This is a genomic window from Roseitranquillus sediminis, assembly GCF_016918935.1.
Taxonomy (GTDB): domain Bacteria; phylum Pseudomonadota; class Alphaproteobacteria; order Rhodobacterales; family Rhodobacteraceae; genus Roseitranquillus; species Roseitranquillus sediminis.
The window spans coordinates 55,658-81,260 of the sequence record NZ_JAFFOB010000014.1 but is presented as its reverse complement, the minus strand read 5'-3'; the positions used below and the strand labels follow the sequence as shown (position 1 = coordinate 81,260).

23 protein-coding genes are annotated in these 25,603 nt (G+C 67.2%); 16 read left to right on the top strand and 7 right to left on the bottom strand.

What is annotated here, in order from left to right:
• The first annotated feature begins 114 nt into the window (after window positions 1-114).
• The 8 genes from JM664_RS07200 to JM664_RS07165 all read left to right on the top strand — a co-directional run bounded on the left by JM664_RS07200 (window position 115) and on the right by JM664_RS07165 (window position 9,388).
• Window positions 115-999: an ABC transporter permease gene (locus tag JM664_RS07200; RefSeq protein ID WP_227419243.1), complete on the top strand. Its 885-nt coding sequence runs from the start codon at window positions 115-117 to the stop codon at window positions 997-999.
• On the top strand, window positions 996-1,823 hold the full coding sequence (locus JM664_RS07195) for an ABC transporter permease (protein ID WP_227419242.1): 828 nt from the start codon (window positions 996-998) through the stop codon (window positions 1,821-1,823). The genes JM664_RS07200 and JM664_RS07195 overlap by 4 nt, the downstream gene beginning before the upstream one ends.
• Entirely contained in the window at window positions 1,820-3,358 is a 1,539-nt protein-coding gene (locus JM664_RS07190; protein ID WP_227419241.1) for a glutamine synthetase, read from the top strand. Before JM664_RS07195 ends, JM664_RS07190 begins: the two co-directional genes overlap by 4 nt.
• A gap of 40 nt (window positions 3,359-3,398) precedes the next feature.
• A complete protein-coding gene (locus JM664_RS07185; protein WP_227419240.1) occupies window positions 3,399-4,073 on the top strand; it encodes a type 1 glutamine amidotransferase in 675 nt (224 codons plus the stop codon).
• The gene (locus tag JM664_RS07180) at window positions 4,070-5,422 is read left to right on the top strand and encodes a glutamine synthetase family protein (RefSeq protein WP_227419239.1); all 1,353 of its coding nucleotides are present in this window, start codon (window positions 4,070-4,072) and stop codon (window positions 5,420-5,422) included. The genes JM664_RS07185 and JM664_RS07180 overlap by 4 nt, the downstream gene beginning before the upstream one ends.
• On the top strand, window positions 5,419-6,708 hold the full coding sequence (locus JM664_RS07175; protein WP_227419238.1) for an NAD(P)/FAD-dependent oxidoreductase: 1,290 nt from the start codon (window positions 5,419-5,421) through the stop codon (window positions 6,706-6,708). Before JM664_RS07180 ends, JM664_RS07175 begins: the two co-directional genes overlap by 4 nt.
• Before the next feature lie 63 nt (window positions 6,709-6,771).
• Window positions 6,772-7,956: a DegT/DnrJ/EryC1/StrS family aminotransferase gene (locus JM664_RS07170; RefSeq protein ID WP_227419237.1), complete on the top strand. Its 1,185-nt coding sequence runs from the start codon at window positions 6,772-6,774 to the stop codon at window positions 7,954-7,956.
• Between the two features lie 67 nt (window positions 7,957-8,023).
• The gene (locus JM664_RS07165) at window positions 8,024-9,388 is read left to right on the top strand and encodes an aminotransferase (protein WP_227419236.1); all 1,365 of its coding nucleotides are present in this window, start codon (window positions 8,024-8,026) and stop codon (window positions 9,386-9,388) included.
• 3 nt (window positions 9,389-9,391) lie between these two features.
• Here the strand turns inward: JM664_RS07165 and phaR are convergent, their stop codons facing one another.
• The 3 genes from phaR to JM664_RS07150 all read right to left on the bottom strand — a co-directional run bounded on the left by phaR (window position 9,392) and on the right by JM664_RS07150 (window position 12,444).
• On the bottom strand, window positions 9,392-9,940 hold the full coding sequence (phaR, locus tag JM664_RS07160) for a polyhydroxyalkanoate synthesis repressor PhaR (protein ID WP_227419235.1): 549 nt from the start codon (window positions 9,938-9,940) through the stop codon (window positions 9,392-9,394).
• A gap of 154 nt (window positions 9,941-10,094) precedes the next feature.
• Window positions 10,095-10,535, bottom strand: coding sequence for a phasin family protein (locus tag JM664_RS07155; RefSeq protein ID WP_227419234.1), 441 nt, complete (start codon window positions 10,533-10,535; stop codon window positions 10,095-10,097).
• Window positions 10,536-10,650: 115 nt separating this feature from the next.
• Window positions 10,651-12,444 carry a PHA/PHB synthase family protein gene (locus JM664_RS07150; RefSeq protein WP_227419233.1) on the bottom strand — a complete coding sequence of 598 codons (1,794 nt, stop codon included), beginning with the start codon at window positions 12,442-12,444 and terminating at the stop codon, window positions 10,651-10,653.
• A 135-nt stretch (window positions 12,445-12,579) separates the two neighbouring features.
• On the opposite strand from JM664_RS07150, the gene phaZ reads away from it, so the two are divergent.
• Window positions 12,580-13,899, top strand: a complete 1,320-nt coding sequence (phaZ, locus tag JM664_RS07145; protein WP_227419232.1) for a polyhydroxyalkanoate depolymerase — start codon at window positions 12,580-12,582, stop codon at window positions 13,897-13,899.
• A gap of 3 nt (window positions 13,900-13,902) precedes the next feature.
• Here the strand turns inward: phaZ and JM664_RS07140 are convergent, their stop codons facing one another.
• The 4 genes from JM664_RS07140 to uxuA all read right to left on the bottom strand — a co-directional run bounded on the left by JM664_RS07140 (window position 13,903) and on the right by uxuA (window position 18,701).
• Complete coding sequence (locus JM664_RS07140; protein ID WP_227419231.1) at window positions 13,903-15,963, bottom strand: NAD(+) synthase; 2,061 nt, start codon at window positions 15,961-15,963, stop codon at window positions 13,903-13,905.
• A complete protein-coding gene (locus tag JM664_RS07135) occupies window positions 15,960-16,466 on the bottom strand; it encodes a CinA family protein (RefSeq protein WP_227419230.1) in 507 nt (168 codons plus the stop codon). Before JM664_RS07135 ends, JM664_RS07140 begins: the two co-directional genes overlap by 4 nt.
• Before the next feature lie 80 nt (window positions 16,467-16,546).
• Window positions 16,547-17,476 carry a sugar kinase gene (locus JM664_RS07130; RefSeq protein WP_227419229.1) on the bottom strand — a complete coding sequence of 310 codons (930 nt, stop codon included), beginning with the start codon at window positions 17,474-17,476 and terminating at the stop codon, window positions 16,547-16,549.
• Window positions 17,477-17,483: 7 nt separating this feature from the next.
• Window positions 17,484-18,701, bottom strand: coding sequence for a mannonate dehydratase (uxuA, locus tag JM664_RS07125; protein WP_227419228.1), 1,218 nt, complete (start codon window positions 18,699-18,701; stop codon window positions 17,484-17,486).
• 105 nt (window positions 18,702-18,806) lie between these two features.
• Between uxuA and JM664_RS07120 the strand changes: the two genes are divergently transcribed.
• The 7 genes from JM664_RS07120 to JM664_RS07090 all read left to right on the top strand — a co-directional run bounded on the left by JM664_RS07120 (window position 18,807) and on the right by JM664_RS07090 (window position 25,522).
• Entirely contained in the window at window positions 18,807-19,523 is a 717-nt protein-coding gene (locus JM664_RS07120) for a GntR family transcriptional regulator (protein ID WP_227419227.1), read from the top strand.
• Window positions 19,524-19,545: 22 nt separating this feature from the next.
• Complete coding sequence (locus JM664_RS07115; RefSeq protein WP_227419226.1) at window positions 19,546-20,517, top strand: TRAP transporter substrate-binding protein; 972 nt, start codon at window positions 19,546-19,548, stop codon at window positions 20,515-20,517.
• Between the two features lie 57 nt (window positions 20,518-20,574).
• Window positions 20,575-21,078, top strand: coding sequence for a TRAP transporter small permease (locus JM664_RS07110; protein ID WP_227419225.1), 504 nt, complete (start codon window positions 20,575-20,577; stop codon window positions 21,076-21,078).
• A complete protein-coding gene (locus JM664_RS07105) occupies window positions 21,075-22,352 on the top strand; it encodes a TRAP transporter large permease (RefSeq protein WP_227419224.1) in 1,278 nt (425 codons plus the stop codon). Before JM664_RS07110 ends, JM664_RS07105 begins: the two co-directional genes overlap by 4 nt.
• A 10-nt stretch (window positions 22,353-22,362) precedes the next feature.
• On the top strand, window positions 22,363-23,400 hold the full coding sequence (locus JM664_RS07100) for an L-idonate 5-dehydrogenase (protein ID WP_227419223.1): 1,038 nt from the start codon (window positions 22,363-22,365) through the stop codon (window positions 23,398-23,400).
• A gap of 89 nt (window positions 23,401-23,489) precedes the next feature.
• On the top strand, window positions 23,490-24,527 hold the full coding sequence (locus JM664_RS07095) for an AI-2E family transporter (RefSeq protein ID WP_227419222.1): 1,038 nt from the start codon (window positions 23,490-23,492) through the stop codon (window positions 24,525-24,527).
• A gap of 89 nt (window positions 24,528-24,616) precedes the next feature.
• The gene (locus JM664_RS07090; RefSeq protein WP_227419221.1) at window positions 24,617-25,522 is read left to right on the top strand and encodes a DMT family transporter; all 906 of its coding nucleotides are present in this window, start codon (window positions 24,617-24,619) and stop codon (window positions 25,520-25,522) included.
• Window positions 25,523-25,603: the final 81 nt, after the last annotated feature.

Genomic DNA, 25,603 nt, shown 5'->3' with positions numbered 1-25,603 from the left:
GGCCAGCCGGAGCGGATCGTCCGCTCCGGCGCCAAGAACGCGAGGCTCGGTGCGACACGCGCATGATCACTTGAGCGGATTGCAACCGCCCGCGCGAGCGGGTTGAACGTCCCCGTGTTCGACTTCTGCACCGATCCGGCGACGCTCTCCGATCCAGCGTGGTTCGCCTGCTACCTGACCAGTGGCAAGCACCTCGCCTTCTACGGCTCGTTCGGCACGGTGCTGATCCTGCTGGCCGTCACCGCGCCGGTAGCGCTCGCGTTCGGCTTCGCCGGCGCGATGGCGGCGCGATCGGGCTTCGCGCCGCTGCGCTGGCTGGGCGTCGCCTATACTTCGATCGTGCGCGGTGTGCCCGACATCGTTTTCTTCCTGTTCTTCGTGATTGCGCTCGACCAGATGTTCGAGTGGACGCGCCACCAGGTCCTATGCCCCGACTGGGACCAGCCGGTGCGGCAGGGCAACGAGTTCCTCGTCTGCCCCGAGGCCAAACTCCCCCTCGGTTCGGCGCCGCAGTGGGTGCATGAGGGCTACGGCTTCTTTCTGGCGATCCTGACCTTCGCCATCGTGTTCGGCGCCTTCGCCGCCAACGTGCTCTTTGGCGCCATGCGGGCTGTCCCGAAGACCCAGACCGAGACGGCAGAGGCCTACGGCATGACGCCGCGCCAGACCTTCTGGCGCATCCTTGTACCGCAGATGTGGGTTTACGCTCTGCCGGGGCTGTCGAACCTCTGGATGATCCTCGTCAAGGCGACGCCACTCCTGTTCCTGCTGGGGGTCGAGGACATCGTCTACTGGGCGCGCGAGCTCGGCGGCTCGAAGACTTCGACCTTCACCTACCCGCACCCCGATTGGCGTCTCTGGTACTTTCTCGGGCTCCTGATCTTCTACCTCACGCTCACGAAGGTCAGCGAGGTCCTGCTGGGGCGACTGACCCGTAGGCTGAGCCAGGGACAGGCCACCATCGGCGGCGAGACGCTGCGCGGAAAGGGCGTTGCATGAGCTGCGCCGAGACCATCGCGAACTACGCCCTGAGGTCGATCGGCATAGGCGAGCGCCTTTTGCCGCGCGGAGAGATCACGCTCTGCGACCAATTCGTGCTGATCGGCTCCGGCATGATCTGGAACGTCTACTTTGGCGCGCTTGCGCTGGCCTTCGGCTTCTTTCTGGCCACCGGCCTCGCGCTGATGCGCGCCTCCCGCTCGGCGTGGGCACGCAAGCCGGCCGAGTGGTTCATCTTCGTCTTCCGCGGCTCGCCGCTCTTCATCCAGTTCTTCCTGGCCTACGAGGCGCTGGTGCTCCTGCCGCGGTCGGGGATCGAGTTGTGGGGCCTGACGATCGAGACGAGCTGGACTACCCGCGCCTGGGCCGGCGCGCTCTTCGTGCTGTTTCTGAATACCGCCGCCTATTCGGCCGAGATCTTCTACGGCGCGCTGCGGAGCGTTCCGCGCGGCGAGGTGGAGGCGGCGGACGCCTACGGCATGACCGGCTGGACCCGCTTTCGCCGCGTGATCTGGCCGACGATGCTGCGCCTCGCCTGGCCCGCCTACACCAACGAGGCGATCTTCCTCTTCCACGCGACGACACTCGTCTTCTTCTCCGGCTTTCCGGCGTGGCAGCAGCGCGGCGATGCGCTCTACTACGCCAGCTACTTTGCCGACCAGACCTTCAACCCTTTCGTCCCCTACCCTATTGTCGCCCTCTATTTCATCGTGACGACGCTCGGGATCATATCGCTCTTCGGCTGGGCCAACCGGCGCCTCAACCGCCACCTGCCGCAGGCTGCTCCCAGCCGGATACGCTACCGCCCGGCGCTGCTCAGATGACCGAGGCGTTCCGGGAGAAGCTCCGCCGCCACCTGCGCGAGAGCCGCCTTCCGGTGGGCGAGCTCGCGCGGCGCTCTGGCGTCAGCGGGCGAGCGATCGAACGGCTCTTCGCCGACGAGACGCTGGGGACGGAGGACGAGCTGGCGCTGGCACAGGTCGTCGGCCTCGACCTCAGCGAGGCGACGCGGCCGGGCCGAAACCCCGAGCTCGACTGGCTCGCCCACAACCGGGAGGTTCGGACCGTCCATGTGGCGGTGGCCGACCTGAACGGACAGGCGCGGGGCAAGCGGCTGCCGGCGCGCTTTGCCCACAAGGTAGTCGAGGACGGTGCGCGGATGCCGATGTCGGTCCTCAACGTCGACATCTGGGGTGACGACATCGAGAACAGCCCGCTGGTCTTCGAGACTGGCGACCGCGACGGCATTCTCTGGCCGACCGAACGCGGGTTCGTCCCGATGCCCTGGCTTGGCTCGCCCTCCGCCCTGCTCCCGACCTGGATGTACACCGAGGAGGGACAACCCTTCGACGGCGATCCGCGCCACGCCCTTGCCCGGGTCGTCGACCGCTACGCCGAGCGCGGCTGGCGGCCGGTCGTGGCGACCGAGCTCGAGTTCTACCTGATCGACGACGCGGGCGACGACCTCCAGCCGCCGCCTTCGCCCCGCTCCGGCAAGCGGCGACTCGGGGGCGAGATCCTGAGCCTGCGCGCGCTCGACGCCTTCGACGCCTTCTTCACCGACCTGTATGACGCCTGCGAGGCCATGGACATTCCGGCGGAGACGGCGATCAGCGAGGGTGGCCTGGGGCAATACGAGATCAACCTCGTGCACGGCGACCCGCTTAAGGCCGCCGATGATGCCTGGCTCTTCAAGCTCCTGCTGCGCGGCCTCGCCCGTCGCCACGGCTTCGCGGCAAGCTTCATGGCCAAGCCCTACGCCGAGTGGGCTGGCAACGGGATGCACGTCCACTTCTCGGTCCTCGACGAGGAAGGTCGCAACATCTTCGACGACGGCGGCGCGCGCGGCACCGATCTGCTGAGGCAAGCGATCGCCGGCTGCCTCGCCGCCCTGCCCGACTCGACGCTGATCCTGGCGCCGCACGGCAACAGCTACGACCGGATGGTGCCCGAGGCGCATGCGCCGACGGGCATCGCCTGGGCCTACGAGAACCGCACCGCAGCGATTCGCATTCCCGCCAGCACACCGCAGGCGCGGCGGATCGAGCACCGGGTCGCGGGGGGCGACGTGAGTCCCTATCTGCTCCTCACAGCCGTGCTGGGGGCGGCACTCACCGGCATCGAGGACGAAGCCGTCCCGCCCGATCCGATTACCGGCAACGCCTACCAGATGAACCTGCCGCGGCTGACGGACGACTGGGGAGAGGCGATCGCGGCCTTCGAGCGGAGCGCTCTTATCCGCAGGATTCTGCCGCGCGGGCTGATCCGCAACTACCTGATGACCAAGAAGCAGGAGCGGCAGTACTATGCGGAGCTGTCGCAGACGGAGCGCCTCGACCTCTATCTCGACACCGTCTGAGGTGCGCATTACCGTCCGGCCCGTCCAATTACGGTGACCCATGCACATCGGCATCCTGCAGACCGGCCACGCCGCCGATCCCGTCCGCGCAGAGAACGGCGACTATGATGAGATGTTCCAGCGACTTCTCGGCGGCCACGGCCTGACCTTCACGACCTGGAACGTCGTCGACGGCGTGTTTCCCGACGGACCCGAGTCCGCCGAGGGCTGGCTCATCACCGGCTCGCGGCACGGCGCCTATGACGATCTGCCGTGGATCCCACGGCTGGAGGCGCTGATCCGCGACATCCGCGATGTTCACCGGCCGCTCGTCGGCATCTGCTTCGGCCACCAGATCGTGGCGCAGGCCTTGGGTGGCAAGGTGGAGAAGTTCGCGGGCGGCTGGTCTGTCGGGCCGCAGACCTACACGATCGAGGGACGTGACTACCGGGTGCCCGCGTGGCACCAGGACCAGGTGGTCGAGGTGCCACGCGAGGCGCAGGTGGTCGGCCACAGCGACTTCTGCGCAAACGCCGCGCTGCTTTACGACGGCATCCTCACTATCCAGCCGCACCCGGAGTTCGACGCGGCGACCGTGCGCGGCCTGATTGAGCACCGCGGCCGGGGCACGGTTCCGGACGGCCTGCTCGACGCGGCGACGGACGGCCTCGACCGGCCGATGGATCGCGCCGCGATGGCCGAACGGCTGGCCACCTTCCTCAAGGAGCATGCATGAGCTGGCTCGACAGGTTGCCGGAAGCGGCACGCAACTATCTCGACGGGCGGCGCGTCGATGAGGTCGAGTGCATCGTCGCCGATCTGAGCGGGATCGCCCGCGGCAAGGCGATGCCGGCGGCCAAGTTCGCGCACCAGACGCGCTTCTACCTGCCGAACTCGATCTTCCTCCAGACGATCACCGGCGACTGGGCCGACGACGGTCAGGACGCGTTCACCGAGCCCGACCTGATCCTGACCCCCGACTTCGAGACCGCGACTGCCGCGCCCTGGGCGCAGGACATGACGCTGCAGGTGATCCACGACATCTGCGGCCAGGACGGCCACCCTTGGCCGATCGCGCCGCGCAACGTGCTGCGGCGCGTCGTGAACCTCTACAACGCCCGCGGCTGGCACCCGATCGTGGCGCCGGAGATGGAGTTCTACCTCGTCGCGCGGAACGTCGACCCGAACCAGCCGATCGAGCCGCCGCTCGGCCGCACCGGCCGCCGCGCCGCCGCGCGTCAGGCCTACTCCATGAGCGCCGTCGACGAATACGGCCCCGTGATCGACGACATCTACAGCTTTGCCGAGGCGCAGGGCTTCGAGATCGACGGAATCCTGCAGGAGGGCGGCGCTGGTCAAGTCGAGATGAACTTGCGGCACGGCGATCCGATAAAGCTGGCCGACGAGATCTTCTTCTTCAAGCGCCTAATCCGCGAGGCCGCGCTGCGGCACGACGGCTTCGCCACCTTCATGGCGAAGCCGATCCAGGACGAGCCCGGCAGCGCCATGCACATGCACCATTCGGTGGTCGACGTGGCGACGGGGTGCAACATCTTCTCGACCGAGGACGGCGCGGAGACGCCGGAGTTCCTGCACTTCATCGCCGGAATGCAGAAGCACCTGCCGAGCGTCATCGCAGTCCTGGCGCCCTACGTGAACTCCTACCGTCGCTACGTTCCCGACTTCGCGGCGCCCATCAACCTCGAATGGGGGCGCGACAACCGCACGACCGGGATCAGAGTGCCGGTCTCGGAACCAGCGGCGCGGCGGGTCGAGAACCGGCTCGCGGGGATGGACTGCAATCCCTACCTCGGGATCGCGGCCTCCCTCGCCTGCGGCTATCTCGGGCTGGTCGAGCGCGAGCTGCCGGGTGAGCCCTTCGGCGGGGACGCCTATACGCGCGACGCGGCAATTCCCAGGGGGCTAGGCGACGCGCTCGACCTATTCGGCGCGGCGCATCAGATGCACGAGGTGCTGGGCGCTGGCTTCGCCCGCATCTACACCAACGTGAAGGAGCTCGAATACCGCGAGTTCCTGCAGGTCATCTCCCCCTGGGAGCGGGAGCACCTGCTGCTCAACGTATGAACCTGCTCGACGCGAACGACCGGCCTGGCGAGCACCCGCGCAGCTGGTACGCCGAGACAGCCGGAGACCTGCGCCCGCGCCCACCGCTCGCTGGAGACGTCCGCGCGGACGTCTGCGTCATCGGCGGCGGCTACACCGGGCTCTCCACCGCCTGGCACCTTGCGCGTACGGGCGCGCGCGTGGTGCTGCTCGAGGCGCAGAGGATCGGCTTCGGCGCCTCGGGCCGCAACGGCGGCCAGGTCGGCAGCGGACAGCGACTCCACCATGACGCGCTCGAGGCACGTCTGGGGCCGAATCTCGCGCGGCGGCTCTGGGATATCGCGGAGGACGCGAAGCGCCTGGTCCGGGGCGTCTCGGAGTGGCCCGAGGTTCAGGCGGGCTGGCGGCCGGGGGTCGCCGCCGCCGCCCGCACCGAACGCGAGGCCGCGGCTGCGCGAGCCTATGGCGAGTGGCTGGCGGCAGGCTACGACTATAATCTCGTCGAGCCGCTCGACCGGGAGGAGATCACCAACCTGACGGGGAGCGAGGTCTTCGCCGGCGGCACGATCGACTGGGGCGCCGGCCATGTCCACCCCCTGCGTCTCGCGCTGGGCGTCGCACGGCTGGCCGACGAGGCTGGCGCCGTGCTGCACGAGCAGAGCCGCGTCGTTCGGCTGGACGGCACCACGGCCGTGACGGCACAAGGCTGCGTGCGTGCCGACGCCCTTGTGCTGGCCTGCAACGGATATCTCGGAGAGCTTTCCCCCGCGATTGCCGCGCGTGTCATGCCGATCAACAACTTCGTCGCAGCAACCGTGCCGCTCGGGGATCGGATGCCGCTCGCCCGTCCGGTGGCGGTGGCCGACGACCGCTTCGTGGTCAACTACTGGCGGCCTACGGATGACGGGCGGCTGCTCTTCGGCGGCGGCGAGAGCTACGGCTACCGCTTTCCTGCAGCTATCGCCGCGCCGGTGCGACACCGGCTCGGTGCAATCTATCCGCAGCTTCGGCAGGTGGAGATCACGCATGCCTGGGGCGGCACGCTGGCCATCACGCGCTCGCGCATGCCGCTCTTCGCCCGGCCCGGGCGAGACATCTGGTCGGCCTCGGGTTATTCTGGGCACGGTGTGGCGATGGCGATGATGGCCGGACGCATCCTCGCGGAGGCGATCCGAGGCGAAACGGCCGGCTTCGACGCAATGGCGGCAATTCCCAATCCGCCCTTCCCGGGGGGTACCGCGGCACGAGCTCCTCTCCTCGCCGCGGCGATGACATGGTTCGCCCTGCGCGACCGGTTCGGCATTTGAGTTCGCAACGCAGCGTTCCATAAGTTAATCTTCGAGCGCCACGACCATGGGGACCGCGATCACATGCTATCTCAGCCTGGCGCCTTTGACGCCGAGCCAATTCCCGATGCCGCCAGAGAAGAAATCGAGCGCCTGCTGACATCGGGCGACCTCTTTCGCTATACTGCATCGCAGGATGCGCCGGCAGCCTTGCTCGAAGCCGAGTTCGCGTCGCTGATCGGGTCGCGCTACGCGCTCGCCGTCTCCTCCTGCTCTGCCGCGCTCTTCCTGTCGCTCAGGGCACTCGACCTGCCGCGCGGGGCGCGAGTGCTGGTGCCGGCGTTCACCTTCGCCGCGGTGCCATCCGCCGTCCTGCACGCCGACTGCACACCGGTGCTCGTCGAGTGCGGGCGCGACTACCGCATCGATATCGGCGATTTCCGGTCAAAGCTGTCCTCCGCCGACGCCGTGCTCGTCAGCCACATGCGCGGCCATACCTCGGACATGGAGGCCATCATGTCCGCCGCCGATGAGGCCGGCGTGCCTGTCGTGGAGGATGCCGCACACTCGCTCGGCACGATCTGGCGCGGACGCAACATCGGCACGATTGGGCGGGTCGGTTGCTTCTCTTTCCAATCCTACAAGCTGCTTAACGCGGGCGAAGGCGGGATGCTCGTTTCTGACGACCCGGACCTGATCGCACGGGCGATCATCATGTCCGGCGCCTACGAGCACAACTGGCGCAAGCATCCGGTCCTGCAGGAGGCGTTCGCGCGGTGGCAGAACGCGCTGCCGCTCTACAACACACGCTTGTCGAACCTTTCTGCTGCCGTCGTGCGCCCGCAGCTTGGCGAGTTGCCGCGTCGGGTGCGTGACGGCAGGCGCAATCACGATCTGGTCGCGGCGAAACTGCGTGCGTCTCCGTGGTTCGACGTGCCGATCCCGTTGCAAGGCGAATTGCGCGCACCGGATTCGATCCAGTTCAACCTGCTGGGCATGGACGATGCCGGCGTCCGCCGCTTCACCGAGGCCGCCACGGCAGGCGGTGTCGCGGTGCAGGTCTTCGGCCTCAGCCCCGACAACGCCCGCGCCTTCTGGAACTGGCACTTCCTTGGCCACATGCCGGAGCTGCCGAAGACGCGCGAGATGCTGATGCGGGCGTGCGACGTCCGGCTGCCGGCGCGTCTCTCGCCCGAAGCGTGTGTGGGCGTGGCCGATACGGTTGTCGCTGCGGCCTCGTCGGCCGCCGGGGCCGCGCGCGCCGCCTGACGCAACGCTTCCCTGATTGAAGCCGCCGTCGCGCGGGACTAGCGTGCCGAGCGAAAAGGAGACGCTCATGCGCGACGAGCCGAACGACTGGGAGAGCCGGGCCGAGGCCAATTCGTTCTACGGCTTCACCGACCTGCCGTCGGTGCGCCGGCGCGGCACCGTCGTCGTCACGCACGGCGAGGGCCCCTACATCTTCGACACCCGCGGTCGGCGCTATCTCGACGCGAACTCGGGCCTCTGGAACATGGTCGCTGGTTTCGACAACCCGAAGCTCGCTGAGGCGGCCAAGGCTCAATACGACCGACTGCCCGGCTACCACGCCTTCTTCGGGCGGATGTCGGACCAGACGGTGATGCTGTCGGAGCGCCTGATCGAGGTCTCGCCGTTCGAGCGCGGCCGCGTCTTCTACACGAACAGCGGGTCCGAGGCGAACGACACGCTGGTCAAGATGCTCTGGTTCCTCAACGCCGCCGAGGGCCGGCCGGAGAAGCGCAAGATCCTGACGCGGGTCAATGGCTATCACGGCGTGACCGTCGTCGCCTCGTCGATGACCGGCAAAGCCTACAACAGCGTGTTTGGGCTGCCCCTGCCCGGCTTCGTCCACCTGACCTGCCCGCACTACTGGCGCGAGGGGCGGCTTGACGAGAGCGAGGCGGAGTTCACCGCACGCATGGCGGCGGAGCTCGAGGAGACGATCTCGCTTGAGGGCGCCGAGACGATCGCCGCCTTCGTCGCCGAGCCGGTCATGGGTGCAGGCGGTGTCATCCCGCCATCCGAGGGCTATTTCCAAGCGATCGCACCTGTCCTGCAGCGACACGGCATCCCGCTGGTCGCGGACGAAGTCATCTGCGGCTTTGGCCGGACCGGCGAAGCGTGGGGATGTCAGACCTACGACTTCATGCCCGACGCGATCATTGCGTCGAAGGCAATGACCGCGGGGTATTTCCCGATGGGAGCCGTGATCCTCGGCCCCGAGCTCGCCGACAGACTGCAGGCGGCGAGCGACGCGATCGAGGAATTTCCGCATGGCTTCACCGCCAGCGGCCACCCGGTCGGCTGCGCGGTCTCTCTCGCCGCGATCGAGCTGATCCTCGACGATGGCCTCCTGGAAAATGTGCGCCGCCTGACTCCGCGGTTCGAGGCAGGGCTGGCGGAGCTTGCCCGCAAGCCGAACATCGGCGAGTGGCGCGGCAAGGGACTGATGGGCGCGCTCGAAGCGGTGGCGGACAAGGAGAACCGAACGCCTTTCGCGTCGGAGCTGAGCGTGAGCGAGCGCATCGCCAACACCTGCACCGACCACGGCCTCATCTGCCGGCCCCTCGGCCAGTCGGTGGTACTCTGCCCGCCGTTCATCATGACCGACGCGCAGATGGACGAGATGTTCGAGAAGCTGGAAGGCGCCCTCGATCAGGTGTTCAACGAGGTCGCCTGAGCGTCAGCTCAACTTTGACAGCTTGTCCTGCAGCTCGGCAAGCTGCCGCTTGATGTCGGCAAGGTCCGACGGCTCGGACTTCGCCTCGTCCTTCGGCGGCTGCGATTGGGGCCAAGTTCCGGCCATGCCGCCCGTCATCGCCTTGAAGAACGCTTCTTGCTGCGCGCGGATCGCGTCGTAGCCCGGTGTACCTGCCATGGGCGCGACCATCGTCTCGAGCATCTTGGTCTGGCCCTTGCGCAACATGTCGAACGACATTGCGAGGAATTGCGGCACGACGCTCTGCGCCTGGGTCGTGTAGCTGCGCACGAGGTCCGTCAGCACGTTGAGTGGCAGGACATTCTCGCCCCGGCTCTCGTGCTCGGCGATGATCTGGAGGAGGTACTGTCGGGTGACGTCGTCACCGCTCTTCAGATCCTTGATCTGCACCTCGCGGCCGTTGCGGATGAAGGCCGCGATGTCGTCAAGGGTTACGTAGTCGCTCGTCTCGGTGTTGTAGAGACGGCGGCTCGCGTAGCGCTTGATTAGAAGCGGTTTGGGGGGTTCTGCCAAGGTCCGACCCTTCGATCTGCGGCGGTGCAGCGAAGCTTAAGGCGGCTTCGGGCGAAAGAAAAGCCCGCGCGGCCGGACATGAAAAAGGGCGGACCCTGAGGTCCGCCCCGTCGCACACCGGCTGGAGGACGAGCCGGATTGCGATGTCTCGCGTTTACTTTGCGGCGCGCTTGGCGGCGCTGGTGGCTTCGCCGCCGACCTTCTTCATCGCGGCGGTCGCATCTTCCTGCGCGTCCTTGCCAGCGGCAAGCATCAGCTCGACAGTCTCCATCTGGACCTTCTTCGCGATCTCCGCAAAGGCGGCCACGGTCTCGGCATTCATCTCGGCTTGCGCGGTTGCGTAGTCGGAGACGGCCTTCGTGTACTCGGTCGGCTCTTCCTTGACGGTGGCAATGTCACCCATCTTGGCAAGCGTGTCCTTCATCCACTTGGACGAGATCTCGTTCGACTTCTCGGCGGCCTCGAGCGCGACCTTCGAGAACTTTTCGCCGAAGGCGGCGTAGGTCTTGAAGCTGTTCTGATAGGCCGACATGTCCATCGGGAACGAGCCCATCATGTCCTGCATCATCTTGGTGTAGTCTTGCGTCGTGTTCATCTGCTGGCTCCTACGTTCGGCTGGTTCCGTCTGCCTTGGCCAGCATATGCCTGCCGCAGCGCAGCATTTCAAGAATTTTGTGCTGCGATGCGGCAAAAAGTTTCCGTAGAGGGAATTAGGCGGCCGGTTCGCCGACGACGTAGGTTCCAGGAGCATCCGCGAGCTGGGGATGTTTCGAATCGCCGATCTGCCGCGCATCGATCTTGCGGCCCGATCGCTTCGAGAGCCACTCGTTCCAGGTCGGCCACCAGGATCCTTCGTGAAACTGCGCCCCGATCTTCCATGTATCGGAGTCGCCAGACCAGTCGCCGTTGGTCCAGTGGCCGTACTTCTTCTTCGAGGGCGGGTTCACAATACCCGCGATGTGGCCCGACTCCGACAGGATGAAGGTTTTGGACCGGCTGCCCATCGCGCGCACGCCGTCGAAGCTGGCCCGCCACGAGGCGATGTGATCGGTCTCGCAGGCGATGGCGCAAAGCGGCACGTCGACGTCCGCTAGCGACAGCGTCTCGCCCAGGAGGCGCAGGTCGCCCTTGGCGAACTTGTTGGCCTGGCAGAGGTCGCGCAGGTACTCAACCGACATCTTGGCAGGCAGGTTCGTCCCGTCCCCGTTCCAGTAGAGCAGGTCGAAGGCGGGCGGCGTCTCGCCCATCATGTAGCTGCGGATGGCCGGCCCGTAGACGAGATCGTTCGAGCGCAGAAAGCTGAACGTCCGGCTCATGAAGAACGAATCGAGGATGCCCTTCTCCTTCACCTCGCGCTCGATCCCGTCGATGAAGTCGTCGCTGAGAAACACGCCGACCTCCCCCTGATCAGCGAAATCGGTCAGCGTCGTGAAGAAGGTGGCGGACTTGATCCGCTTGTCCTTGCGCTTCTTCATCAGCGACAGTGTCAGCGACAGCGTGGTTCCGGCGATGCAGTACCCGACCGCGTTGACCTGCTCCTCGCCAGTGATGGCCTGGACCTCCTCGATCGCCTTGAGGAAGCCGTTCTCGATGTAGTCGCCGAGGCCGACGTCGCGGTAGCTCGGGTCCGGGTTCTTCCAGCTGGCGACGAAGAGGGTGTAGCCCTGATCGAGGACCCAGCGGATCAGGCTGTTCTGCGGCTTGAGGTCCAGTATGTAGAACTTGTTGATCCAAGGCGGAAAAATGATGAGGGGCGTCTTGTGCACCTTCTCGGTGCGCGGCGCGTACTGGATCAATTCGAAGAGGCGATCCTGGTACACGACGGCGCCCTCGGTCGTGGCAAGGTTCTCGCCCACCTTGAAGGCGTCACGGTCCGCCAGCGTCACCATTATGTCGCCGTCGTTCGCCTCGAGGTCGCGCACGAGGTTCTCGAGCCCGTCGACGAGGCTCTGCCCCTCCGTTTCGGCCGCGCGGCTCAGCGCCTCCGGATTCGTGCCGAGGAAGTTCGTCGGACTGAACATGTCCATGATCTGGCGGCTGAAGTACTCGACGCGCTTGCGGTCACGCGGCTCCAGACCCTCGAGGTCCTTCACGGCCTGTGCGATGGCCTCCGACGAGAACAGGTACTGCTGCTTGATGTAGTTGAAGTAGGGGTGGGTGTCCCAGAGCGGATTCGAGAAGCGCCGGTCGCGCGGGCTGTGATCCTCCGGTGGCGAGAGGTTGCCCTTCGCCAGCGTGTTCTGCGCCTCCACGTAGTGCTTGAGCGCCTTGCCCCAGTAGCCGATCTGATGCTCTAGGATCTTGCCCGGATTGTTCATCATCTGGGCGATGTACGCCGAGGTTGCCTTCATGAAGAGGTCCTGCCCCGGCCCATGCAGGCCAGGATCTACGGTCTTCTTTCGCGACAGCGCTGCGACCAGCCGCGCCGACAGCTCCTCGACCCTCGCCAGGTTCGCGTTCAGTCGGTCGAGGTTTGCGGGAGTACCACTTTGTTCAGTTGTCATCGGGTATGATCCGGCCTAGCTTTTTGCAGGTGCAGCATTGCGGCCGTCGGCAGGGCGTCGCCGGCGACACTAGGGTCAACCTTAGCCCGCCGACCGGCGCTGGGCAAAGAGTGGCGATTAAGAGGAGCAGTCCAGATGCGCTACATCGCGACCTACGATCTGATCGAGAGCTGGCGCAACACCAGCGCGTGGTTGGGCGCCACGGCGCAGGCGATCGGATCGTACCCAGCCACCGGGCTGGTGCCGACGCCGGCCTTCTCGCTGCTCGCGGCGTGGGGCGAGGTCACCGAGCGCGCATTCTCGCGGATGGTTGCCAAACCGGACTGGGGCATCGACACCGTGGTCGGCGAGGACGGGCGCGACAAGCTGGTCTCGGTGGAGACGGAGCTGAAGCGGCCATTCGGCGACCTGATCCGCTTCCGGGTGGCGGAGCGGAACGAAAAGCCTCGGCGCATCCTACTCGTCGCGCCGATGTCAGGGCACTACGCGACGCTGCTGCGCTCCACGGTGGCGAGCCTCCTGCCGGACGCCGAGGTGTGGATCACCGACTGGCACAACGCTCGCGAAATTCCGGTCAGCGAAGGGAAGTTCGATGTCGAGGATTTCACCCTCTACCTCGCGGACTTCATGCGCCACCTCGGGCCGGACGTTCACGTCATCGCCGTCTGCCAGCCGGCGCCGCTGGCGCTTGCAGCCACGGCGTGGCTCGCGGGCGATGACCCGAAGGCGCAGCCGCGGACCCTCACGCTGATCGGCGGGCCGATTGATCCCGACGCCGCCGCCACCGATGTGACGGACTTCGGCAGCCGCGTCACAATGGGCCAGCTCGAGGAACTTGCGATCCAGCGCGTCGGCCTCAAGCACGCTGGCGTTGGCCGCATGGTTTATCCGGGCCTGCTGCAGCTGAGCTCGTTCATGGCGATGAATGCGGAGCGCCACGGCCGAGCCTTCCGCGACCAGATCATAGCCGTGGCCAAGGGCGAGGCGGCGGACCACGACCGCCACAACCGCTTCTACGACGAGTACCTCGCGGTCATGGACATGACGGCTGAATTCTATCTTTCGACGGTCGAGCGCGTCTTCAAGCGGCGCGACATCGCCCGGAACGCCTTCACCATCGGCGGTCGGCATGTCGACATCAGCGCGATCACCGACGTCGCGGTTAAGGTTGTCGAGGGTGAGGAGGACGACATCAGCGCCCCCGGCCAGTGCCTTGCGGCACTCGATCTCCTGACGGGCCTGCCGGACCACAAGAAGGCCAGCCACCTTGAGCCCGGTGCCGGCCACTACGGCATCTTCGCGGGCGGCTCGTGGCGCAAGAACATCAGGCCCCTTGTCCTCGACTTCATCGACGCGAACTCGCCGGACCTGCCCGACGCCCACCGTGCTCGCGGCACGAACGGCAAGAAGGCGCCGCATCACAGGGCGCCCTACGAGCATTCCACACCGGTCTAAGGCTCAGGCCTCAGGTACGTTCCGCCGCAGCTCGTCCAGCCAGACGTCCGCACTGGCATCGGACGGCGCCCGCCAGTCGCCGCGCGGGGACAGCGAGCCGCCTGCCGAGACCTTGGGTCCGTTCGGCAGCGCCGAGCGCTTGAACTGGCTGAACGCGAAGAATCGCCAGAGGAACGAGCTCAGCCACTTGCGGATCGTCGGCAGGTCGTAGGCCCGCCGCAGGTGCTCGGGGAACTCGATCGGCCATAGCCCTGCCTCGATGTCCCGCCACGCGTGCCAAGCGAGGAAAGCCACCTTCGACGGCGGCAGCCCGTAGCGCATCGTATGGAACAGGAAGAAGTCGTGCAGCTCGTAAGGGCCGATCTTGTCCTCCGTGCTCTGCATCTCCTCCTCGTCGCCCGGCACCAGCTCGGGCGAGATCTTGGTCGCGAGGATCGCCTCCAGCACCTCGTCCGTCGCCGGGTCGAACTGGTTCGTCCGCACCACCCACCGGATCAGGTACTGGATCAACGTCTTCGGGACGCCCGAGTTGACGGCGTAATGGCTCATCTGGTCGCCGACGCCGTAGGTGCACCAGCCGAGCGCCAGCTCGCTCAGATCGCCCGTGCCGATCACGAAGCCGCGCCGCTGGTTCGCCAGGCGGAAGAGGTAGTCGGTGCGAAGCCCCGCCTGCACGTTCTCGAAGGCGATGTCGTAGACAGGCTCCCCCTCCGCGAAGGGATGGCCCATGTCATTCAGCATCTGCGTCGCCGCGGGCCGAATGTCGATCTCCTCCGCCGTAATGCCCAGGGCCCGCATCAGCTTCCACGCGTTGCTCTTGGTAGTCTCGCCGGTTGCGAAACCGGGCATCGTGTAGCCGAGGATTTTCGTCCGCGGCAGGCCGAGCTCGTCGCAGGCCTTGGCCGCCACGATCAGCGCGTGCGTGGAGTCGAGCCCGCCCGAGACGCCGATCACCATGTGCTCGCCCGACGTCACCTCGAAGCGCCGGCGCAGGCCCTCGACCTGGATGTTGAAGGCCTCGTAGCAGTCGAGGTCGAGGTGGCTCTTGCGGTTCGGAACGTAGGGAAAGCGCCGGATCGGCCGGATCAGGCCTGCATCCTCGAAGTGCGGCTGGTGGTCGAAGCCGATGCGGCGGAATGCCCGCTCGGGCCGGTGCGCATGCTCGGCCGCGTCGGCGAATGTGCCGGTCCGCATCCGCTCGTTCAGGATGCGCTGCGTGTCGATGTCGGCCATGCAAAGGACCGGCTCCAGCGAGAAGCGCGGCGAGTCCGCCATCAGGTCGCCCAGCTCGTAGATCGCCCCCTGCCCGTCCCATGCGAGGTCCGTGGTGCTCTCCCCCGGCCCGGCGGCGGAGTAGGCGTAGGCGGACATCGCCCGCTGCGACTGCGCCCGGCAGAGCATGTGCCGCTCGTCCGACTTGCCGATCACGATGTTCGAGGCCGAGAGATTGGTCAGGATCACCGCTCCCGCCAGCGCCGCCGCCGAGGACGGCGGAATCGGTGCCCAATAGTCCTCGCAGATCTCGACGTGGAAGGTGAATCCCGGCAGGTCGCGCGCCTCGAAGATCAGGTCGCCGCCAAAGGGCACTTCCCGGTCCGCCACGTGCATCGTCTGGCCGACGATACTCCGGCCATGCGCGAACCAGCGCTTCTCGTAGTATTCGCGGTAGTTCGGCAGGAAGAGTTTCGGGACGACGCCCAAGATCTCGCCGCGCGCCACTGCAAGAGCGCAGTTGTAGATGCGCCCCCCGTGCCGCAGTGGCGCACCGATCAGCAGCACGGGCGACAGGCTCCCGCTCTCCTCCACAATCCCTCCTACTGCCGCCTCGGCCGCGTCCAGAAGCGCGGTCTGCATGTGCAGGTCGTCGAGCGCATAGGACGAGACGCAGAGCTCGGGATACACTAGCAGGTCTACCCGCGCCTCGTGCGCCCGCCGCGCTTCCGCCAGAATCGCGTCGCAATTGAAGCTGACGTCGGCCGTCCGGACCTTCGGTGTGCTGGTGCCCACCCGCACGAAACCGTGGCGATGCAGCGAGCGAAAGTGCTCCGGTCCGGTCCTGATCATGTCATCATCTCCTCATAGAGTGTCACTCCCGTCTCAATGCACCGCAATCGGACGCCGCCGCGGCCGAGCGCGCCGAACCGTTCCTCCCGATGCACCGTCTCGCGGCCGCGCCGGGCGCAGCCGAAATGCACCAGCCCTTCCTCGGCGCCCTCGCCGCCCGGACCCGCGAAGCCGGTGATCGAGACGGCGATCTCGGCGCTTGAACTCGCGATGGCTCCCTCCGCCATCGCAATGGCTACCGGCTTGGACACGGCGCTGTGTCGCTCCAGCATGTCGGCAGGCACGCCCAGCATCTGCCGCTTTGCCTCGTCGGTATAGACGACGAAGCCGCGGTCGAAGGCGTGCGAGCACCCGTCGACGTCGGTCAGGAGCGAAGCCAGCAGGCCGCCGGTGCAGCTCTCGGCCGTGGCCAGCAGGATGCCCTCGTCGCAGGCGCGTTCGAGGACGCGAAGGATCCTCTCCTGCAGCCCGTCCGGCAGATCACTCGATAATGTCTCGGTCACGGCGCGCTCATCCTCCGGATATCGTCACCCACGGCCAAACTTGCGGAGCGACGCTGCGGGTCCATCCGAAGCGCGCGCGCTCAGGAACTCCAGCGCCTGGCGGCGTCGAGCGGCACGATGCCTCCGTGCTGCGCGATGACCTTGGCCGCCATCTCGATGCCGGCAACTGCGGCCTCCTCCGGCTCCGCCCCGCCGAGGCGGCTCGCTAGGTAGGCACCATTGAAGGAATCTCCCGCGCCGGTCGGGTCGATCACCTGCGCCGCCTGCGGCACCGGCACGTCGCGGCTGCGTCCGTCCCGACTGATCAAAACAGGTGCGCCGCCGTCCTTTACCGCCACTTCGTCAGCACCGGCGTCGTGGTAGCGCGCAGCCGTAGCGCCCGGCGTGGCGTCGCCGAATATCCGTCGCTCGTCGTCGAAGCTCGGCAGCAGTATCGAGGCCGCTCCCGCCGCGGTCATGAGTGTCTGGCGCATGACCTCGACGTTCTCCCACAATGCCGGGCGGATGTTCGGGTCGAAGGCGACAAGCTTGCCCTGCCGCCGCGCCGTCGACGCCAGCGCGATCAGCCGCGCCCGCGCATCGGGCTTCAGTATCGCAAGCGTGATCCCGGAGAAATAGATCGCTTCGGCCGCTTTCATCGCCGCCGCGACGGTGGCCTCATCGTCGGCCAGTTGCCGTGCCGCCGATGTCTCGCGCCAGTAGGTGAAGTGTCGGTCCCCTTCGCGCTGCTCGATCAGATAGAGACCGGGCCTGCGCCCCTCGAGCCGCCGGATCAGGCGGGTCTCGATGCCGTTGAGCTTCAGAAAAGCCAAGATCCGGTCCGAAAAGTGATCGTCCCCAAGCGCGGTGAAATAGCCAACCGGTCCGTCCTTCGGGTCGAGGCCGGCACGCACATACCAGAGCGTGTTCAACGTGTCGCCGGCGAAGCCGAGGCGCCACGTGCCGTCGGCCCCACCCGACATCTCGATCATGCACTCGCCGATCGCGAGGACCTGCATCCGGTCGGTCATGGCGCCCTCAGTGTCCGAGGCCGTGGATGGGATGATCCAGCGCCGTCATGATGCCTCGCAGCTCGGCCAGGCCCTTCAGGCGCCCGATCGCGGGATAGCCCGGCTGCGCCTTGCGGGAAAGGTCGTCGAGAATGTCCTGACCGTGATCGGGGCGGAACGGGATCGAGACGTCATGGCGCCCGGCTGCGCGCCGCCGCGCCTCTTCCCGCAGCACCGCAGCGATGAAGGCCACCATGTCGGTGTCGCCGCCCAGATGCTCCGCCTCGTGAAACGAGCAGGGCGTGCCTTCGGACTCTCGTGACACGTTGCGCATGTGCAGGAAGTGTACCCGGTCGCCCAGCCGCTCCATCATGCCAGGGATGTCCACGTCCGGCCGCGCGCCGAGCGAGCCGGAGCAGAGCGTGATGCCATTTGCGGGGCTGTCCACGGCCTCCATCACCGCCTGGTAGTCACTCTCCGTCGACATGACCCGCGGCAGGCCCAGTAGCGGGAACGGCGGGTCGTCGGGGTGGCAGCAGAGGCGCAGCCCCAGACGCTCGGCCGTCGGCACGACCTCCGCGAGGAAGTCGACGAGGTGCCGGCGCAAGTCTTCGGGGGGCACGTCGGCGTACTCGGCGATGTGGCGCCGGACATCGTCCATCGTGAAGTGCTCCGCAGCACCCGGCAGGCCGAAGACGACGTTGGTGGCAAGCGCCATGCGGCGGTCCTCGTCCATGGCCGCAAAGCGACGCTCCGCCTCCTCGGCCACCCCCTTCGAGAAGCTATCGGCCGCGCCCTCGCGGCGCAGGATGTGGATGTCGAAGGCGGCGAAGTCGATCAGGTCGAAGCGCATCGCGGTCCCGCCGTGGTGGACGCGATAGGCAAGGTCCGTGCGCGTCCAGTCCAGAACCGGCATGAAGTTGTAGCAGATGACCTCGAGGCCCGCCGCGGCAAGGTTCGCGAGGCTCTCTCGATAGGCGTCGACGTGTTCCCGCCAGTCGCCCTTCTGCTTCTTGATGTCCTCCGACACCGGAAGGCTCTCCACCACCTCCCAGGCGAGGCCGGATGCGGAGCCGTCGGCGCGGGTGGCAATCAGCTTTTGCCGCCGGGCGATCTCCTCCGACGACCAGACCGTCCCTGTCGGCACGTGATGCAGCGCCGAGACGACGCCCTCGACCCCGGCCTGCAGCATATCGTCGATTTTCACGCCATCTGCGGGTCCAAACCAGCGCCACGTCTGTCGCATCACCATTCTCCTCTGTTGCCACCCGCGTAGCAGGCAACAGAGGAGTTGACAAGTATGGTAGTAGGCCACTACCATGGTCGCCATGCCGGAAAGGGCGTAGATTAGATGAGCACGACGGCCCACGAGCGGATACTCGCGATCAATGCGACAGCACCAATCGGCGTTCAGCTGATTGCGGCGCTGCGCGAGCGGATCATGCGGGCCGAGCTGCCTCCGGGCACCCGCCTTTCCGAGCAGGAAATCGCCTCGGCCTACGGCATGTCGCGTCAGCCGGTGCGCGAGGCGTTCATCCGGCTGGCCGCCGAGCGGCTGGTCGAGATCCGGCCGCAGCGCGGCACGTTCGTGCTCAAGATCGACATCGGAGAGGTCGAGATCTCGCGTTTCGTGCGGGAGGCGGTCGAGGCCGACATCGTGCGGCTTGCCGCCACCACGGCGAACCGGGCGCTGGCCGACGAGCTTGAGCGCCAGATCGAGCAGCAGGCGAGCCTGCTGGGCGGAGACACGGAGGCCTTCCTGCAACTCGACGAGCTGTTCCACAGGACGCTCGCCGAGGCTGCAGGCAAGGCCGGTGCCTGGATGCACCTACAGCCAATCAAGCTGCACATGGACCGCGTCCGCTACCTGACGGCGTCCGAGTTCCCTCGCGACAGGCTGGTCCGCCAGCATCGGCAGATCGCCGGCGCGGTGGCGGCCGGAGACGCGCGCGCGGCTGAGTTGGCGATGCGCACGCACCTCGGCGGGGTGCTCGACGACCTGCCGCGGATCGTCGCGGCGCAACCGGAATTCTTCGAACGCGGCCCGGATGTTCCGGGCCGACACTGACTCACCCATAGGGAGGACCACCATGACGACCCAACTGACCCGAGGAATTCTTGCGGGCGCAGCGACACTGCTGCTGACCGGCGCCGCGATGGCGCAGGAGCGCACGCTGCAGCTCGGCCACCTCGCCAACGAGGACAACACCTGGCACAAGGCCGCCGTTCGCTTTGGCGAGGAGCTGGAGAGCCTGACCGACGGCCGTATTGCCGTCGAGGTCTATCCGAACGAGTCGCTGGGTTCGGAGATGGACCTCATCAACGGGATGCAGCTTGGCACGGCCGACATGACCATTACCGGCGAAAGCCTGCAGAACTGGGCGCCTATGGCCTCGCTGCTCGCCCTGCCCTACGCCTACGAGTCGCTCGAAGAAATGGACGAGGTCGCGTCGGGCGAGATCGGCGACCAGATCGAGCAGCAAATCATTGATAACGCGCAGATCCGCCCGATCGCCTACTTTGCGCGCGGGCCGCGGAACCTCACGTCGAACCGGCCGATCACGACGCCGGACGAGCTGGACGGCCTCGTGCTGCGGGTGCCGAACGTGCCGCTTTTCGTGAACACCTGGTCGGCGCTCGGCGCGAACCCTACCCCGATGGCCTTCTCCGAGGTCTTCACCTCGCTGCAGAACAACACGATCGATGCGCAGGAGAACCCGCTGGCGCTGATCGCCTCGGCGAACTTCAACGAGGTGCAGGACTACGTAAACCTGACCGAGCACGTGCGGTCGTGGATCTACCTGACGATCTCGGAGCAGACGTGGAATTCGCTCTCGGCCGAGGACCAGGAGGCGGTCACGGAAGCCGCCGCCCGCGCCCAGGCGTATGAGCGCGAGCTGTTCCTCGAGGACGAGCAGCGCCTGCGGACCGAGCTCGAGGAGCGGGGGATGGAGTTTGTCGAGGTCGACAAGCAGGCATTCGCTGAAAAGGCGCGTCCGGCCGTCGTTGAGAACGTCGATCCTTCGGTCCGCGATACCGCCGAACAGCTCTTCGGGAACTAAGCACCACGTGCCGGGCGGTTCCGCCGCCCGGCGCCTCCCCTGGTCAAGGTCGACCCCATGAACAGCTTCCAGTCCGCCCTGGTCCGGCTTTGCCGCATCGGCACGGGGCTCGGCTTTCTCGTCCTGATCTTCGCCGTGCTCACGCAGGTAATCGGCCGCTCCGTCGTCAACAGCTCGCCGTCCTGGACCGAGGAACTGACGCGCTACGCGATGCTCTGGACCATCGCCTGCGGCGCCGGCCTCTCGTTCCGCTCGGGCGACCTCGTCAACGTCGACATCCTCTCCGAGGCGTTGCCGGGCCGCTGGCCCTGGATCATGCGCCTGACCTCGGCCATCGCCACCGTCGGCCTCTGCGCCGTTCTGATCTGGCCCGCCTGGCGCTACACGGCAATCGGCGCGCGACAGACGTCGCCGGTGCTCAAGGTCGGCATGAACTGGATCCACGCCAGCATACTGGTGCTGCTCGTCCTTTTGATGGTGTTCGCGCTCCTGCGCATCGTCGAGATGCTGCGCGGCACATCTGACGGGCGCCCCGTCATCAATCCGGACAAACAGGCATGAGCCTCGCGATCCTCCTTGGCGTCTTCGTCGCCGGCCTCGCCATCGGCCTTCCCGTGGCGATCACGCTCGGCCTGTCGTCGCTCGCCTACATCTTCTCGGCCGGGCTGCCGATCGTGGTGATCCCGCAGAAGATGTACGCCGGCATGGACGTTTTCGTCCTGCTCTCGATCCCCGGCTTCATCCTGGCCGGCAACCTGATGAACCACGGCGGCATCACCGAGCGGATCATCCGCCTCGCCAACGCGATGGTGGGGTGGATCCGCGGCGGGCTGGGCCTCTCGAACGTCGCCTCGTCGATGCTCTTCGGCGGCATCTCGGGGACAGCGGTCGCGGACGCGGCCTCGATCGGCGGGGTGATGATCCCCGGCATGAAGAAGGTCGGCTACCCCGCTGATTTCTCGGCCGCCGTCACTGCCGCCTCTTCGACCGTCGGCCCGATCATCCCGCCGTCCGTACCGATGATCCTGGTGGGCTCGCTCTCCGGAATCTCGGTGGGGCGGATGTTCATGGCGGGCGCGATACCGGGTATCCTGCTCGGCCTCGCGATGATGGTGACGACCTACGTCATTGCCGTCCGCCGCGGCTTTCCGCGGCAAGAGTGGCAGGGCCTTCGCGAGTTGGGGCGCTCGTTCCTCGGCGCATTCTGGGCGCTCTTCATGACGGCGCTCATCATCGGCGGACTGCTGACAGGTCTGATGACGCCGACCGAAACGGCGGTGGTCGCCAGTGTCTACGCCTTCCTCGTCGGCTGCTTCGTCTACCGCGAACTTCCGTTCCGGCAGGTGCCGACCGTGCTGGTGAATTCGGCGATCTCGTCGGCGGCGATCCTGGTTCTCGTGGGCTTCGCCAACGTCTTCGGCTGGATTCTCGTCTCGGAGCGCATTCCGCAGACGATCACCGCCGCCGTGCTGTCGGTGACTGAGAACAAGTATCTGGTGATCCTGCTCATCAACCTCTGCCTGCTCTTTGTCGGCATGTTCATGGAGACCATTGCGGCGCTGATCGTGCTCTTCGTGCCGCTCCTCGCCCTCGCGACCAGCGTGGGCGTGGATCCGATTCACTTTGCAATCATCGCGGTTCTGAACCTGATGATCGGCCTCACCACACCCCCAATCGGCGTCTGCCTCTTCGTCTGCGCGAACATCGCGCGGCTGCCGCTGGCGCCGGTGGTGCGGGCCATCATGCCTTTCATCGCCACCAACATCCTGATCCTGTTCGTGGTCTCCTACGTGCCGCCGCTGGCCACATGGCTGCCGTCGGTGCTCTTCGACTGAGGGAACCCCAATGATCCGCGTCTGCCGCCTGCACTCTCAGAACGACCTTCGCCTCGAGACGATCGAGCCCACCGAACCCGGCGAGGGTGAAGTCCTCGTCCGCGTCGGCGCGGGCGGCATCTGCGGCTCGGACCTGCATTACTTTCAGGACGGCGGCTTCGGCCCGATCCGGGTTCGCGAGCCGATCATCCTCGGCCACGAGGTCGCCGGCACCGTCAAACGGCTCGGCCCCGGCGTCACCACCCTCGCCCCCGGCGACCGGGTCGCGCTGAACCCCAGCCAGCCCTGCGGCCACTGCCGGTTCTGCGGCGAGGGGCTCTTCAACCACTGCCTCAACATGCGCTTCTTCGGCTCCGCCCTGCGATTCCCGCACGAACAGGGCGCCTTCCGCGACAGCATCGCCGTCCCCGCCGCCCGCGCCGAAAAGGTCTCGGATCGCGTGACCGTAGCCGAGGCCGCCTGCGCCGAACCCCTTGCCGTCTGCCTCCATGCCGCCAACCAAGCGGGCGACCTCGCCGGCGCCCGTGTTCTCGTCACCGGCGCCGGCCCGATCGGCGCGCTCTGCGTCGCCGTCGCCCGCCACCGCGGCGCCGCCGAGGTCGTGGCCACCGACCTCCATGACCACCCGCTCGCCATCGCCGCGCGCATGGGGGCGACCTCTACAGTCAACGTCGCCCGCGACGCTGCCGCGCTGGAAGCTTACGAGACCGACAAGGGCCAATTCGACGCGGTCTTCGAGTGCTCCGCCGCCGCGCCCGCGATCGAGACCGCGATCCGCACCCTCCGCCCCCGCGGACGGCTGGTGCAGGTCGGCGTCGGCGGCACCCTCCCCGTGCCGATCAACGCGCTCGTCGGCAAAGAGATCGCCTTCATCGGCACGCACCGTTTTCACGCCGAATTCGCCGAGGCAGCACATCTGATCGACAGCGGCGCGATCGACGTGAAGCCGATCATCACCCACAGCTTCGCGCCCGAGGATCTGGCCGAGGCGTTTCGCGTCGCCGGCGATCGCAGCCGCGCCGTCAAGGCCCAACTCGTCTTCGCCTGACACCCCGCACCTTGCGCGAGGGCGTTCCTCATGGGACCCTCTCGCCTCGGTCGCGGGGCTCATCGATATACAGGGGACGGGCGGGACAGATGCAGTTGCGCAACGTTACCTATGCCACCGCCCTCGCGATCATGCTGGGCTGGCTGCTCTGGATCGGCAAGCCGATCCTCCTGCCGGTGATCGCCGCCATCGTCGCCCTCTACATCCTTTCGGCCGCGGCCAGCAGTATCCGCAGGCTGCCGTTCCTGCGCGTGGCGCCACTCTGGCTGCTCAGGACGGTCGTTCTCATCGGCTTCACCCTCGCGGCGGTGGCGATCTTCACCCTGATCGCCACCAGCTTCGCCCGCGTCGCCGCCGCGATCCCGGGCTACGAGCAGAACCTCGACGCGCTGATCGGCCGCGGCGCCAACCTCGTCGGGATCGACGACGAGCCGAGCTGGGAGCGGGTGCGCGAGGCGACGCTGGACCGCATCAGCGGCACGCGCATGATCGCGCCGGTCGCCGCGTCGTTGCGCGGGTTCGGTGTGACGCTGTTCCTCGTCGTGCTCTACGCGTCGTTCTTCGTTTCGGAACGGGTGCAGTTCGAGCGGAAGCTGCGCTTGGCGATGGGCGACACGGAGCGGGGCGAGCGCGCGCTCGCCCTTCTCGCCCGGATCAACGAGCGGGTTGGGCAGTATCTTCTCGTGAAGACGCTGGTGAATGTGATCCTCGGACTGATCTCGTTCGCGATCATGTGGCTGATCGGGATCGAGTTCGCGCTGTTCTGGGCCGTGCTGATCGCGTTCCTGAACTACATCCCCTATGTCGGCTCGCTCATCGGCGTGCTCTTTCCGGTGCTGCTCAGCCTCGCGCAGTCGGGCTCCATCGCCTTCGCACTCCTCGCCCTGGTGACGTTGACCGCGGCGCAAGTCTACGTGGGCGGGGTGCTCGAGCCACGGATGATGGGCCGCGCCTTCAACCTCAGCCCGTTCGTCGTGCTGCTGGCGCTGGCCTTCTGGGGGGCACTCTGGGGCGTGCCGGGCGCGATCCTGTCGGTGCCGCTGACGGCGAGTCTCGTGATCGTGCTGGCCGAGATCCGCGAGACCCGGCCTGCGGCGATCCTGATGTCGGCCAGCGGCCGCGTCTAGGGCGCCGCCGCGCGTCAATGCGCAGCTTCCGGGTCGTGCACGGCGCGGCGCCGTGGCATGCGAGCGTCATGACTCCGTCCGCCCCTCGCATGGGCCTCGTCGAATGGTCCCTTCTCCTCGCCCTCAGCGTGATCTGGGGCGGCTCGTTCTTCTTCGTCGCCGTCGCGGTGGAGGAGATCCCTGTGCTCACCATCGTCGCCGGCCGCGTCGCCCTGGCCGCGGCGGGCCTGTGGGTGGTGCTCGCCGCCAGCGGCCGCCGGGTGCCGCACCGCACATGGGGCGCCTGCCTCGTGATGGGCCTCGTCAACAATGCGCTCCCGTTCGCGCTCATCGTCTGGGGCCAGTCGCACCTGGCATCCGGCGTGGCCGCCATTCTCAACGCCACGACACCGCTCTTCGGCGTGATCGTGGCGCACCTCGGCACATCCGACGAGCGCATCTCGTTCGGCAGGCTGGCAGGCGTGTTGACTGGACTGGCGGGAGTGGCTGTGATGGTGGGCGGTGCCGCGCTCGGCGACCTCGACAGCGCCGTCTGGGCGCAGATCGCGATCCTGGGCGCGGCGCTCTGCTACGCCATCGCCGGCGTCTTCGGCCGCAGGTTTGCACGCCTCGGCGTCGCGCCCATGCAGATTGCGACGGGCCAGGTGACCGCCTCGACGCTCATGCTCGTGCCGCTGGCGCTCATGCTCGACCAGCCGTGGCGCCTCTCGCCCTCGCTCGCCGCCACGGCATCGGTGCTCGGGCTGGCGCTGGTCTGCACCGCCCTCGCCTATGTCATCTACTTCCGCATCCTCGCCGCCTCGGGCGCCGTGAACATTCTGCTGGTCACCTTCCTGGTGCCGGTGACAGCCATTCTGCTCGGCACTGTCCTCCTTGATGAGACGCTGGTCCCGCGCCACCTCGTCGGCCTCGCCGCCATCGCGATCGGCCTTGCGCTAATCGACGGCCGCCTGCTGCGCTGGCCGCGCGCTGGCCGCTCCCGCATCTCGGGCTGACATGGGCGTCGGCGGCGTCAGCCGCCGGCGGGCGCGGAGGCGGGGGCCACAGGCCCTCTCCGACGCGCCCGCGCCCCCTCG